The organism is Saccharothrix stipae, from assembly GCF_054781895.1.
Genome location: NZ_BAAGTN010000031.1, coordinates 126,498 through 139,972, shown reverse-complemented (window position 1 = coordinate 139,972; position 13,475 = coordinate 126,498). Strand labels below are relative to the sequence as shown.

Genomic DNA, 13,475 nt, shown 5'->3' with positions numbered 1-13,475 from the left:
GCGGTCACATCGGCTCCACGTCAGGGTTTCAGAGCCGCTGCCACAGCGACGCGGTGTTCGGCGGTTCCCAGCCCACGAGGGACGTGTGGGCCTGGATGCAGCGGTAGTTGACGCCGCCGTAGCTCACCTGCGAACCGACCGAGTACGCGGTGTTGGGCGCCCACGTGCCGCCCACCGGGGGTGCGGTCGTGGTCGTCGTGGGCCGCGTGGTGGTCGTCGGCGTGGTCGTGCTGGTCGGTGTGCCGCCACCGGAACCCACCTGGAGGTCGACGCACGAGTAGAACGCCATGGGCGTGTCGGCGATGTTCCAGACGGCCAGCAGCTTGATCCGGCCGGTGCGACCGCCCAGGCTCACGTTGTGCGTCACGGTGGCCGCGGGCTGGCGACCGCCGTCGTTGAACTCGGCGATCTTCGAGCCGCCGACGAAGTACTGCCACGTCGAGGTGGAGTGCCGGGCGGTGAGCGTCCAGTTGAACGTCACGCTGTTGCCCACCGAGGTGGTGGGCCACGGCCGGCTGTCGTCGTTGAGCTGGGCGAACTGGCTCAACCCGGCGTGGCAGTTGGACTGCCCCTTCGGGCCTTCCACGCTCTGCGGCTCGTAGACGATGGGGCCGCAGTTCGAGACTCGGCCCTGCGCGCACATCGCTTGCCTGCTGGGCGGCGACGAGATGTAGCCGTGCGCGCTCGCCGTTCCCGCCGACACCACGACGATGAACGGGGCGATGCCCACGCCGGCGAGAACCGCCGCGAGCTTGCGTTTCAGGCTCATGTGTCCAGCTCCTTCGGAGGAGACCCGGAGGGGGTCTCCAAGGCAGGGTCCATTTCCGCGGCGGCCGGATCACGCGGTGCGTGACGCACGGAGAGCAGTGCGTCACGCCTCGCGATGTGGTCTAGACCATAATCGTGAACGTCATCCGGGTCAAGGATCTGAACCGACTGGTCCAGCCACCCGTAGCCCTCACCGTGAACGGACATCCCGGTAGGCGTGCCGCCGCACTGGCCGCGGCCGTCGTCGCGGTGCTGACCGTGCCGACGCCCGCCGTCGCGCAGCCGAACGCCTCGGACGCGCTGGCGAGGTACGAAGAGCTGTCGCGCGAAGCCGAACGGCTGCACGAGGAGCACCTCAGAGCGCAGGACGACCTCAAGGCCAAGCAGGGCGAACTCGACCGGGCCAACGCCGACCTCGCCGAGGCCACCCGGCTCGGCGACCAGGCCCGGGCCGACCAGGAGGCGTTGCGCGGCCAGGTCGACCTGCTCACCGAGGCCTCGTTCGAGGGCGCCCGGTTCACCCAGCTGTCCGCGCTGCTCGTCAGCGACTCACAGCAGGACTTCCTGAACCGGATGAGCGCGTTGGGCGTGCTCGCGGCGGACAACGACGAGGCGTTGGACCGGATGTCGGTCGCCGTCGACACCGCCGAGCGCGCCACGGCGGGCGCGCGGGACGCGCAGGAACGCGCCGCCTCCGCGGCGGGCGAGGCGGACCGGCTGGTCACCGACCTCGCCGACCGCGGGACGGCGGCGGACCGGCAGGTCGCGGACGCGCGGGCGCAGTACCGCTCGCTCAGCGCGGCCGACAAGGCGGTGCTCGCGGCGCCCGGCGACACGTCGAACGTCGCCGTGCCGTCGGGCGCCGCCGGCGTGGCGCTGAACTTCGCCCTCGCCCAACGCGGCGAGCGGTACGTGTTCGGCTCCAACGGGCCCGACACGTGGGACTGCTCCAGCCTCACGCAGGCCGCCTACCGCGAGGCGGGCGTGACCATCGGGCGCACCACCTACGTGCAGGCCACCGCCGGTCGAGCGGTGACGAGGGCGCAGGTCCAGGCCGGTGACCTGATCATCTACTACGCCGGCCAGTCGCACGTGGCGATGGCCGTGGACAACGTGCGGGCGGTGCACGCGTCGACCGAGGGCGTGCCCGTGAAGATCGCCGACATCGACTCGATCGGCCCGATCAGTGTGATCCGACGCCTGGTTGGCTGACACTGGTCCGCATGGAGGAGCACAAGGTCATCGCGGACGACGGCCGCGTGTTGTGGGCGGCCGAATCGGGGCGCGGCGTGCCGCTGGTGCTGTGCCACGGCGGCCCCGGGTTGTGGGACATGTTCGACGGGCTCGCCGCACTGCTCGCCGACCGGGTGCGGGTGATCCGCTGGGACCAGCGCGGCGGCGGCCGGTCCGCTCACGGCGGTCCGTACACGATGGACCGCACGCTGGCCGACCTGGACGCCGTGCGAGTCCACTTCGGACTGTCCAGGATGGCGCTGCTCGGCCACTCCTGGGGTGCGGAGGTGGCGCTGCACTACGCGTTGGACCACCCCGACCGGGTCTCGTCGCTGGTCTACGTCTCCGGCACCGGCTTGGGCCGGGACTGGCACGAGGAGTACCGGCGCAACCTCGCCGACCGGCTGGGCGACCAGCCGCCGGGCGTGGGCCGGGACGCGGCGATCCGACTGTGGACCGCGGACTTCGCCGACCCCTCGACGGCCCGACAGCACGCCGAAGACCTGGCCACGCCGTGGTTCGGCGTGAACGAGGACGCCAACGCCGCGCTGAACGCCGAGTCGCACGCGCGGGACGAGGCGGAGCTGATCGCACGCTGCCGCGCGCTGGCCGTGCCGACGCTGATCGTGGACGGCGCGGCGGACATCCGGCCCCGCTGGGCGGTCGACTCGCTGGCCGAGGCCCTGCCGGACGTGGCACGGGTGGTGCTGCCCGGCGCGGGCCACGTGCCGTGGGTCGAGTCGCCGGGGTCGTTCGGGTGGGCCGTGCTCGCGCACCTGACCCGGTGACGGGGAGGGGACGGGAGCCGCGCGGCGGACGTGGACCTGACCGGGAGGGCGTCGGATCCGACTCGTGGTGCCGGTTCGGTCAAGCGGAGCGGCGAGTTCTCCTCGATCCCGACTCCGCCGGTTCGACCGCGACGGATCGGTTGTCGCCCGCCTCGGCCACGGTCCGGATCTCGATCTTCGGCGGCAGCAGGTGGACCTTGACCTCGGTACCCGCGCGCCTGGCGTGCACCACCAGCCCGACCAGCAACAACGCGAACAGCATCACCAGCACGGCGAAGGCCAGGAACCCCCAGACCGGTAGACCGGTAAGTGCGCTCATGCCACGAGCGTAAGGCTCGAAATCGGCCGACCAGCCCGGGCACAAAACATGAAAGATATTTCCTGTACCGGCCCGCGGTCGCCCTGACTGAGGGATACGACCACTCCCGGATCATGACGCGTTATCAAACTACTGCCCGCTGCTTTCACCCGACGGGACGAACCACCGATGTCGGTCGCACGACCGCACAGGGCCAGACCGTTACCGAAACGTTCCCTTCACCGAGGACGGGGACGGGAGCCGCGGGCGCCCGTCCCCCGCCACCGTCAGCAGTACAGGTTGTTGCCCGCCGGCACGCCGAGGATGCCGACGAACCGCTGGTAGGCGTTCACCCGGCTCTGGACCTGCGCCGGGTTGCGCCCGCCACACTCCAGCGATCCGTTGATGCTGCGGATCGTCTCACCGAACCCGTGCCCGTTGACCATCGCGTTGTGCGGGGTCATCGTGCCGGGGCCGGACTGGGTGTTCCAGTACCAGAGGGCGGTCTTCCAGGCCACCGAGGCGTCGTTCTGCACCAGCCACGGGTTGGTCAGCAGCGGCAGGCCCAGCGCGTCGCCCGCCGCCTTGTAGTTGAAGTTCCAGCTGAGCTGGATGGGACCGCGGCCGTAGTAGGCCGCCTGACCCGCGGGGCACCCGTAGGGCTGGCCCGGGTCGCAGTAGTGCGGGTAGTTCGCCTGGTTCTGCTCGACGACGTGCACCAGGCCGCCGGTCTCGTGGTTGGCGTTGGCCAGGAACGCCGCCGCCTCCTGCTTGCGGACGGTGTCCGTGCCGGTCTTGGCGAACCCGGGGTACGCGCCGAGCGCGGCCGTGAGGCCGGCGTAGGTGTAGAAGGGGTTGCGGTTCGGGAACATCTGCCGGAACTGCGCCTCGCTCACCACGAACCCGCCCGGCGCGGGTGTGCTGGTCGTGGTGGTCGGAGTGGAGCCGCAGTCGTGGGGGTTCCAGTACCAGGTGCTGATGATCGGGTCGTAGCCCGGGTTGTCGTGCTCGGCGATGTAGTACCTGCCGTCGGTGTAGCGCACGATGCTGCCGGCGGTGTACCACTGGCCCTGCACCCACGCGGGGTAGTCGCAGGCCGGCGGCGGCGTGGTGCCACCGCCGCAGACCCCTTGATCGGCCCAGACCGCGGCCGAGCCGGGTGTCTCGTTCTGGGTCCACCACTTGGCCTGCCAGTTGTGCCCGCCGTGCGAGGCCGTCGTGCCGCCGGTGTAGACGGCCGACGGGCTCCAGGCGGCCGCACAGGCGGCCGCCGCGGCGGTGTTGGCCACCACGACGGTCAGTGCCGCCCCGACCACGAAAGCGGCGATCGCCGCCACTACGCGGAATCTCGACACAAAGATCACTCTTTTCCGTTCGAGCGCCCTCGGACGTGTGACGGGGCCCACTCAACCGGAAATGGTCTATACCAGTCAAGACTGAAGGTGGAATTCCTCTCACGTTCCGCCGGCATGCCGTCGATTACGCGTGGCAGGTCTTGAACACCAGTGGGCGGTGTTTGAATGGCAGGCGTGCAGTGGACGCGGTACTGGCGCGCGGCCGATCGACCGGTCGAGGCGATGCACGCCCACTTCACCTCCCACCGGTACCACCGGCACAGCCACGACGCGTACTCGTTCGGCGTGACCGAGCAGGGGGCGCAGGCGTTCCGGTGCCGGGGCGGCACGCACACCAGCGCGGCGGGCATGGTGCTCGCGTTCAACCCCGACGAGGTGCACGACGGCCGCACCGCGACCGAGGACGGCTTCACCTACCGGATCGTCCACATCGGACCGTCGCTGGTCGCCGAACTGCTACCGCGCCTGCCGCTGTTCCGCGACCCGGTGGTGCACTCACCGCGCCTGGCCGACGCCCTGCGCCACCTGCACACCGCGTTGCAGGACGGCACCAGCCTCGCCCGCGACGAGCACTTGATGCACACCGTGCGCGCGATGGCCGCCCACGTCACGCCCCTGCCCACCACGACCAGGGCCCCGGCCGACCCCACCGCCGCCCGCGACCTGATCGAGGCGCACCACGCCGACGACGTCACCACCGAGGAGCTGACCGCCGCGACCGGCCTGAGCCGCTTCGCGCTCTACCGGGCCTTCCGCGCCGAGTACGGCCTGTCCCCCAGCGACTACCAGCGCCAACGCCGGTTGCGCTCGGCCAGGCGACTGCTCGCCACCGGCCACTCGGCGGCCGAGACGGCCGCGCTGACCGGCTTCGCCGACCAGGCCCACCTGACCCGCTGGTTCCGCCGCTGCTACGGCATCACCCCGGCCGCATACGCCCGCGCTGTGACCTGAGCCACAGCAAGGAACGCCAACCGCGACCGCCCGTCTCCTTGTTGTTGACGCGATCGCGTCGGGGGGAACCGGTGCCACGAGGTGTCTTCGTGGTGCCCGAAATCAGGGGGATCCATCGTGTTGAAGGCATTTGCGCCCGCGTTCGCACTCGTCGCCGCGGTCCCGGCACTGTGGGGCGCGCCGCCCGCGGCGGGCGACCAGTCCGTCACCGCGGACCTCGACGGCGACGGCCGGGCGGACCGGGCCTGGGTCCGCGTGGTCGAGGGCGACCCGGACAGGCAGGAACTCGTCGCCGCCATCCGCCACTACCGGATCACCGCCCGCATGCCGCTGTACAGCAGGACCGGCGTGCTGCCGCTGCGCGTGGTGGACCTGGACGACGACGGCCGCGACGAGGTGGTGGTGACCGAGTCCGCCGGGGCCAACACCGACCTCTTCACGGTGTGGGGCGTGCGCGGGATGCGCCTGCGGACCGTCACCACACCCGAAGGCGGTCCGCTCGCGCTCGCCGAGGGCGGCGGTGTGAACGCGATCAACCGGTACGGGTGCGAGGTCGTCGACGGCGCGCGCCACCTGGTGACCGTCACGGGCCAACTGGTGTGGCCGAGCGATCCGATGGTCTACGAGGGCACTCGGGTCACCTACGCCGTCCACGAAGGAGTCGCCACGGCGACCTCCACCACCCCTGTGCTCGGCGAGCGGATCGACCCCGTCTACCAGGTCGATCCGCAGGCGTGCGCCTGATCCATGGGCCGTACGGGTGAGTCGAGTCGGCGATTCGGGCGAGCACGTCGCATAACTGTGTTGTGTATTCGTCCGATCGCCGCTCGACCAGCGGTTCTCCGGTCGGGACACTGATCACTATGCCGCACATCGAGTTGGACAACACCCTGCCCGGGATCGCCGGGCTGATGAACTACCGCCCCGAGACGGGCCGACCGCTGACCGAGATCGTCGAGGTGCTGCTGCGCGGCCCGAGCGACCTGTCCCGCGGTGAGCGCGAACTGATCGCCACCCACGTCTCCGAGTTGAACAAGTGCAAGTTCTGCGCGGGCTCGCACGCCGCCTTCGCCGCCGCGCAACTGCCCGAGGACTACACGCACACGCCGAAGCTGCTGGCGCTGATCGACATCGCCACCGCCGTCACCGACAGCGGGCGCTCGGTGACCGCCGAGCTGATCGCGAAGGCCAAGGAGCAGGGCGCCACCGACGTCGAGGTGCACGACACCGTGCTCATCGCGGCGGTGTTCTGCGCCGCCAACCGCTACGTCGACGGACTGGCCACGTGGGCACCGGACGAGCCCGAGGCCTACGAGCGGATGGCCGACCGGATCGTGCCCAACGGCTACCCCTCGATCATCGGCATCAGCTGATCACAACGCACCGACGTCACCAGCAAGCGCACCGAAGCCGCCGCGGGCCAACGCCCGTCCCGCGCACCCCGCGTTTAATCCACCAACTACCACTCGACCACGGTCTCTCCCCTCGCACCCCCCTTGCCGCCTGCGGACCTGTGGACGCTTCCGTTCACCGCACGCCCTCTCGATGAGGGTTTCGTGTCATCCCGCCGACCTGGCCCCGCCCAACCGCGCGTGTCAAGGGGGCACTCGCGACCAGACCGCACCTGACGCTGGTACGGCCCCCTTGACACGTGTGGTTGCCCTTGTGGAGGTCGGCGGGATGACACGGAACCCGACCCACGACGCAGCCGCACCGACGGTGCCATCCCCGTCATCCTGCTGATCTGCCCGTCCGGCGAGGACTCTTTAAATCCTTTCAGCCTCAAATCCCTTCACGCCCTTGTTAGCGCTCACACCACTAACAGCGCGTCACCTCCGCCTAACTGGAGGTCAAAGTCACCCTTGTGAATGTGCGCGGAGTCACCCTAGAGTCCCTGGGAGCGCTCCCAGGGAGCGCTCCCAGAAGCGTCGTCAACCGTCAGAGCAGACGGAGGAGACCCAAGTCCATGAGATCGCTTCCTTCTCCCCGGTGGCGCCGCCAGGCCACCGCGGCACTCGCAGTCGTGGCGGTGAGCGGCGCGCTTGCGTCCGGAACGGCTCACGCAGCCGACTACCAACGTCTGGTCAACGGCACCTTCAGCAACGGCTCCGCCGACCCGTGGTGGGCCAGCGCGGGCGTGTCCAACCGGGTCACGAACGGCGAGTTGTGCGCCACCGTCACCGGCGGCACGGTCAACCCGTGGGACGCCCTCATCGGGCAGAACGGCGTGCCGTTCGAGGCGGGCCAGTCCTACACGATGACCTTCGACGCCTACGCCTCGGTCGCCCGGCCGGCGGCGGCGGTGGCCGGTGAGGGCGTCAGCCCGTACCGGCAGATCGCCAAGCACGACGTCGCGCTGACCACGACGAAGCAGCGCTTCACCTTCACGTTCACGTCGGAACTCGACTTCCCGGACGCGGGGCCCGGGCAGGTGACGTTCCACCTGGGCGCCCAGGCGGCCGACACGACGGTCTGCGTGGACAACATCACGCTCATCGGCGGTGTGAAGCCGCCGGGCGGCGACACGGGCCCGCCGGCGAAGAAGATCAACGTGGACCAGGTGGCCTACGTCCCCGGCCTGCCCAAGCAGGCGACGCTGACCTCCGACGCGACGGTCGCGCAGACGTGGACGTTGAAGAACTCCGCCGGCACCACCGTGGCCACCGGCCAGACCGTGCCCAAGGGCTCCGTCGACCCCGATTCGGGCGACTCCACGCACCTGATCGACTTCTCGTCGTTCGACACCGCGGGCACCGGGTACACGCTGACGGTCGGCGCGGAGACGAGCTTCCCGTTCGACATCGCCACCGACGAGATCAAGCAGCTGCGGTACGACTCGCTGGCGTACTTCTACCACAACCGCAGCGGCATCGAGATCGAGGCGCAGTACGTGGGCGCCCAGTACGCGCGCCCGGCCGGCCACCTCAACGTCGCGCCGAACCAGGGTGACAACAACGTCCCCTGCCTCGCGACCGTCCCCTGCGGTTACACGCTGGACGTGCGCGGCGGCTGGTACGACGCGGGCGACCACGGCAAGTACGTGGTCAACGGCGGCATCTCGGCGTGGCAGGTGCTCAACACCTACGAGCGGGCGAAGCTGATCGGCGACGCCGCCGCGCTGGGTGACGGCAAGCTGGCCATCCCGGAGAAGGCCAACGGCGTGCCGGACATCCTGGACGAGGCGCGCTGGGAGGTCGAGTTCCTGCTGAAGATGCAGGCGCCCGACGGCATGGTGCACCACAAGATCCACGACCAGAACTGGACCGGGCTGCCCCTGCTGCCCCACCAGGACCCGCAGGCCCGGCGGCTGTCCGCGACCAGCACGGCCGCGACGCTGAACACGGCCGCGGTGGCCGCGCAGGCGGCCCGCATCTGGAAGACGATCGACCCGGCGTTCTCGGCGAAGGCGCTCGCGGCGGCCACCAAGGCGTACGCGGCGGCGAAGGCCAACCCGAACAAGATCGCCGACCCGAACGACGGCACCGGCGGCGGCGCGTACAGCGACCCGACGTTGACCGACGAGTTCTACTGGGCCGCGGCGGAGATGTTCACCACCACCGGTGAGGCCGCCTACCGGACCGACCTGACCTCGTCGACGCACTTCAAGGGCGCGAGCCTGACCGCCCGCGGCTACGACTGGGGCTCCACGGGCCCGCTGGGCGACATCACGCTGGCGCTCGTGCCCAACGGTTTGCCCGCCGCGGACATCGCGGCGATCAAGTCGGCGTTCACCGCCGTGGCCGACCAGCACCTGTCGCAGATGGCGGGCCAGGCCTACCCCGCGCCGTACCGCCCGACCCAGGGCTACGAGTGGGGTTCCAACGGCCTGATCGCGAACAACATCTCGGTGCTCGCGCTGGCGCACGACTTCACCGGCGCGGCGAAGTACCGGCAGGGCGTGTTCCAGGGCCTGCACTACCTGCTGGGCCGCAACCCGCTGTCGTACTCCTACGTCACCGGGCACGGCGACCAGGCGGTGAAGAACGTGCACCACCGGCACTGGGCGAACCAGCTGGAGCCGACCCTGCCGAACGCGCCCGCGGGTGCGCTCTCGGGTGGTCCGAACAGCTCGTTGCAGGACCCGATCGCGGCGCGGCTGCTCGAAGGCTGCGTGTCGCAGAAGTGCTTCGTGGACCACATCGAGGCGTACTCGCTCAACGAGGTCACGGTCAACTGGAACTCCGCGTTCGCGTGGATCGCCAGCTGGGCGGCCGAGAAGGTCACGACCGCGCCGCCGGTCGACACCACGCCGCCGTCGACACCGGGCGCCCCGCTGGCGTCCGACGTCACCACGACCGGCATGAAGCTGTCGTGGACGGCGTCCACCGACCCGGAGAGCGCCATCAAGGAGTACGACGTCATCGCCGTCGAGGGTGACGCGCTGCGCGTGGTCGCCACGGTCACCTCCCCGTCGGCGACGCTGACCGGGCTGCGGCCGGACACCGCGTACAACTTCGCCGTGGTGGCGAAGAACGTCGCGAACCTGCGGTCGGCGATGTCGCCGCAGACGACCGTGCGGACCAAGCCGGTCGTGGTGGCCAACTACTGCAAGGTGGTGTGGCGGGCCTCGACCTGGCCTGACGGCATGTCGGTGAACATCACCTTGACGAACACGAGCAACCAGACGTGGAACGGCTGGAAGCTGGAGTTCACCATGCCGGGCACGCAGAAGATCTCGCAAGGCTGGTCGGCCACGTGGACCCAGTCGGGTCAGGCGGTGACGGCGACGAACGCGTCGTGGAACGGCACCGTGCCGCCGAACGGCTCGGTCGGCATCGGGTTCAACTCGTGGGGTTCGGGTTCGAAGGCGCAGCCGACCGACTTCCGGGTGAACGGGAACCCCTGCACGGTGGGGTGACCTCGTGATCGGGCGGCCCACGGGCTGACCCACGCCACCGGTGGCGCGCTCCCCACGGAGCCCGCCACCGGTGGCTTTTTCGTGGCTTCAGCGCTTCCCGGGCCCCACACCCGGTTCACGCACCGGTTCACGAACCGCCGACGGCGTTCCTGGAGCGGCGGTCGGCCGAGATCGGGTCCACCACGACCTTGACCACCGTCATCAGCCGCTCCAGCGCGCCGCGCGGCGGCGGTGCGGCGACGCGTTCCCGCAGCAGCGGCAGGCCGTCACCCTCCAGCGCGTCGAGCCCGACCGCCCGGCCGCTCATCGCCAGCACCAGCGACTCCGCGTTGCCGCGCACCACCGCGCCGTTGCCCGAGGTCCACCCCGTGTCCACGGCCTCCAGCCGCAGGCCCGCCAGCCGGGAGCCCACCGCGTAGCCCGGCGACGGCTTGGCCGCCAGGTGCTGGAACGCCACCCACAGCCGGTCCTCGGGCATGTCGCGTTCGATGCCCAGCGGCACGCGCACGTCGTAGTCGTGCAACAGGATGTCGGTCAGGAGCGGGTCGTAGCCCGACCTCGGGATGGTGGTCTTCGAGGTCGCCCAGCGCCGCAACCGGGAGGTGAGCTCCGCGGTGGACTTCCGGGCCGCACGCGCGGTCATCTCCCGGTTGAGCCGGTCGAAGTCGGCCGTCTTGGTGGCGATGCCCCAGTAGATCTTGGCCTGACCGAACTTGAGGTACGTGGTCAGATGCGCGCCGACGTCGTGCACCGTCCACCCCCGGGACAGGCTGGGGGTGGCCAGTTGGCCCTCGTCCAACCCGTCGAGGAGATCCGCCATCCGCCGCCGCTCTTCGACGAGCATGTCGTGGACCTTCATCCGTTCACGCTATGAGCCGCCCTTCACCCGGTGCTACTCCCGACTTGCGGACTCAACAGGACAGCAGCACGCCGAGGAACCGCTCCTTCGCGTCGCGCACCACGTTGTGCCCGGCGGACCACGCCTCGACCCGCCAACCGGGCTCGTCGCGCAGCCGTTCGTACGTCCTCGCCAGCGGGCTGTCCGGGAAGTCGGCCATGAACAGGTACCGGCGGTCGGCCACCCGGTCCACCGCGCCGGTGATCGACGCCCGCTGGAGCAGGGTGGCCAGCGGGTGGGACGTGGCGCGCTCGTCGAAGATCGGCAGCGGCGCCATGGAGAACCCGTCGCCCATCGCGCCCTCGACGTACCACTTGCGCCAGTCCCCGTGCACGATGTCGTACGCCGACTCACCGTCACGCGGCACGAACGCGTCCACGTACACCAGCGACCTGACCCGATCGGGCACGCGGTCGGCCGCTGTGGTGATCACCATGCCGCCGTAGCTGTGCCCGACGAGCACGACGTCGCGCAGGTCCAGCCGTTCGAGCAGGCCCAGCACCTCGGCCACGTGGTCCTCCAGGTTGACCCGCCCGGTGCTCAACGTGACCGCGTGCACCTCGTGGCCCTCGGCGCGCAGCGGTTCGGAGATCGGGTCGAAGTACCAGCCGCCGTGGCAGGCGCCGGGGATGAGCACGTAGGTCGTCATGAGAACCACGCTAGGAGGCCTTTAGGACATAGGATGTCCGTGATGACGATGCCCGGGAGGATGCTCCGCCTGCTGTCCCTGATGCAGGGCAGGCGTGACTGGACCGGACCTGAGCTGGCCGAGCGGTTGGGCGTGACGGACCGGACGGTGCGGCGCGACATCGACCGGTTGCGCGAGCTGGGCTACCCGGTGGACGGCACGACCGGCACCGCCGGTGGTTACCGGCTCGCGTCGGGCCGCAACCTGCCACCGCTGCTGCTGGACGACGACGAGGCGGTGGCGGTGGCGGTCGGCCTGCGCACGGCGGCGGGCGTGCACGGCATCGAGGAGTCCTCCACCAGGGCGTTGGCGAAGCTGGAGCAGGTGCTGCCGTCCCGGCTGCGGCAGCGGATCGCGGCGGTGCGGGACGCCATCGCGGTGATGTCGGTGGACGGACCGGTGTCCGACCCGGCCGCGCTGGGCGTGCTGGCGGCGGCGTGCCGGGACCACGAGGTGGTGGCGTTCACGCACCGCGGGCAGGAGCGGCGGGTGGAGCCGCGCAGCCTGGTGACCGCCTACCGGCGCTGGTACCTGCTGGCCTACGACCCGGCGCGGGAGGACTGGCGGACGTTCCGGGTGGACCGGCTGGACTCGCCGCGCGCCACCGGCCGCCGCTTCACGCCGCGCGACCTGCCCGCCGACCCGGCCGAGTACGTCGCGCGATCCCTGACCACCGCCCCCTACCGGTACACGTGCACCGCGGTCGTCGCCGCGCCCGCACCCGTCGTCCGGTCACGGCTGGTGGTGGCCCTGCCGGGCCGGGTGGAACCGGTCGACGACCGGACGTGCCTCGTTCGACTGGGCGCGAACGCCATCGAGCACGTGGCCGCGGACCTGCTGCTGCTCGGCGCGGACTACACGCTCGACGCCCCGCCCGAGGTGCTCGCCGCGTTGCGGGACGTCGCATCGGGGCTCACCGGTAGGCGTCCTGACCCACCGGCCGCACCAGGATCTCGTTGACGTCCACCGTGGGCGGCTGGCCCACCGCGTACATCACCGCGCGGGCCACGTCCTCCGGCGCGAGCTTCGGGTCGGCCTTCCGCGACGGCGGGATGCCGCCGGTGTCGGTCAGGCCGGGCTGCACCAGCGTGACGCGGACGCCCGTGCCGACGCACTCCGCGCGGATCGCCTGCGCGAGCCCCGTCACCGCCCACTTGGTGGCCGCGTAGAGGTTCCCCGGCCGCACACCGCGCCCGGCGGCCGACCCGGTCAGCACCAGGTGCCCGCCGTGGCGCGTCAACGCGGGCATCGCCGCCCGTGCCGTGAACGCGGGGCCGCACACGTTGGTCAGCACCATGTCGCTCCACTCGGCGGGCGGCGCGCCGTCGGTCGTCGTGAACGAGGTGACCACGCTCGTGCCCGCGTTGGCGAACACCACGTCGAGGCTCCCCCACTCCTCCTCGACCCGGCCCACGAGCGCCGCGACCTGCTCGTACGCCCGCACGTCGCACGACGCCACCCACACCCGGTCCGGACCGCCCAGCCGCGCGGCGAGCTCGGCGAGGGACGACGCGTCCCGCGACGCCAGGACCAGCCGGTACCCGGCCTCGGCGGCCAGTCGCGCGGTCGCCGCGCCGATGCCGCGGCCAGCCCCCGTGATCAGGAATACCCCTCGTCGCATGGCCGCAGATTACCGCT

Annotated in this window: 13 protein-coding genes; 7 read left to right on the top strand and 6 right to left on the bottom strand. The window is 70.9% G+C overall.

Going from position 1 to position 13,475, the window contains the following annotated elements:
- Positions 1–28: 28 nt before the first annotated feature.
- Positions 29–769, bottom strand: coding sequence for a lytic polysaccharide monooxygenase (locus ACYVLT_RS39005; RefSeq protein ID WP_461125186.1), 741 nt, complete (start codon positions 767–769; stop codon positions 29–31).
- Between the two features lie 134 nt (positions 770–903).
- On the opposite strand from ACYVLT_RS39005, the gene ACYVLT_RS39000 reads away from it, so the two are divergent.
- Both ACYVLT_RS39000 and ACYVLT_RS38995 read left to right on the top strand, forming a co-directional pair.
- Positions 904–1,980 (top strand): C40 family peptidase, encoded by a 1,077-nt coding sequence (locus ACYVLT_RS39000; RefSeq protein WP_461125185.1) that lies wholly within the window; start codon positions 904–906, stop codon positions 1,978–1,980.
- A gap of 11 nt (positions 1,981–1,991) precedes the next feature.
- Positions 1,992–2,789 (top strand): alpha/beta fold hydrolase, encoded by a 798-nt coding sequence (locus tag ACYVLT_RS38995; RefSeq protein ID WP_461125184.1) that lies wholly within the window; start codon positions 1,992–1,994, stop codon positions 2,787–2,789.
- A gap of 79 nt (positions 2,790–2,868) precedes the next feature.
- Here the strand turns inward: ACYVLT_RS38995 and ACYVLT_RS38990 are convergent, their stop codons facing one another.
- Positions 2,869–3,108 (bottom strand): hypothetical protein, encoded by a 240-nt coding sequence (locus ACYVLT_RS38990; protein ID WP_461125183.1) that lies wholly within the window; start codon positions 3,106–3,108, stop codon positions 2,869–2,871.
- 266 nt (positions 3,109–3,374) lie between these two features.
- Positions 3,375–4,442, bottom strand: a complete 1,068-nt coding sequence (locus ACYVLT_RS38985) for a glycoside hydrolase family 19 protein (RefSeq protein ID WP_461125182.1) — start codon at positions 4,440–4,442, stop codon at positions 3,375–3,377.
- Positions 4,443–4,607: 165 nt separating this feature from the next.
- On the opposite strand from ACYVLT_RS38985, the gene ACYVLT_RS38980 reads away from it, so the two are divergent.
- From ACYVLT_RS38980 to ACYVLT_RS38965, 4 genes are all read left to right on the top strand, one after another.
- Positions 4,608–5,393: an AraC family transcriptional regulator gene (locus ACYVLT_RS38980; protein WP_461125181.1), complete on the top strand. Its 786-nt coding sequence runs from the start codon at positions 4,608–4,610 to the stop codon at positions 5,391–5,393.
- A 117-nt stretch (positions 5,394–5,510) separates the two neighbouring features.
- Complete coding sequence (locus tag ACYVLT_RS38975) at positions 5,511–6,137, top strand: hypothetical protein (RefSeq protein WP_461125180.1); 627 nt, start codon at positions 5,511–5,513, stop codon at positions 6,135–6,137.
- A gap of 119 nt (positions 6,138–6,256) precedes the next feature.
- Positions 6,257–6,766, top strand: a complete 510-nt coding sequence (locus tag ACYVLT_RS38970; protein WP_461125179.1) for a carboxymuconolactone decarboxylase family protein — start codon at positions 6,257–6,259, stop codon at positions 6,764–6,766.
- A gap of 593 nt (positions 6,767–7,359) precedes the next feature.
- Positions 7,360–10,251: a glycoside hydrolase family 9 protein gene (locus ACYVLT_RS38965; protein ID WP_461125178.1), complete on the top strand. Its 2,892-nt coding sequence runs from the start codon at positions 7,360–7,362 to the stop codon at positions 10,249–10,251.
- 127 nt (positions 10,252–10,378) lie between these two features.
- On the opposite strand, the gene ACYVLT_RS38960 is transcribed toward ACYVLT_RS38965, so the two are convergent.
- Both ACYVLT_RS38960 and ACYVLT_RS38955 read right to left on the bottom strand, forming a co-directional pair.
- On the bottom strand, positions 10,379–11,110 hold the full coding sequence (locus tag ACYVLT_RS38960) for a maleylpyruvate isomerase family mycothiol-dependent enzyme (RefSeq protein ID WP_461125177.1): 732 nt from the start codon (positions 11,108–11,110) through the stop codon (positions 10,379–10,381).
- Positions 11,111–11,162: 52 nt separating this feature from the next.
- On the bottom strand, positions 11,163–11,798 hold the full coding sequence (locus ACYVLT_RS38955; protein WP_461125176.1) for an alpha/beta fold hydrolase: 636 nt from the start codon (positions 11,796–11,798) through the stop codon (positions 11,163–11,165).
- A 42-nt stretch (positions 11,799–11,840) separates the two neighbouring features.
- On the opposite strand from ACYVLT_RS38955, the gene ACYVLT_RS38950 reads away from it, so the two are divergent.
- Entirely contained in the window at positions 11,841–12,797 is a 957-nt protein-coding gene (locus tag ACYVLT_RS38950; RefSeq protein WP_461125175.1) for a helix-turn-helix transcriptional regulator, read from the top strand.
- Here ACYVLT_RS38950 and ACYVLT_RS38945 read toward each other — a convergent pair.
- Positions 12,751–13,458: an SDR family oxidoreductase gene (locus tag ACYVLT_RS38945; RefSeq protein WP_461125174.1), complete on the bottom strand. Its 708-nt coding sequence runs from the start codon at positions 13,456–13,458 to the stop codon at positions 12,751–12,753. The genes ACYVLT_RS38950 and ACYVLT_RS38945 overlap by 47 nt on opposite strands.
- Between the last annotated feature and the right edge of the window lie 17 nt (positions 13,459–13,475).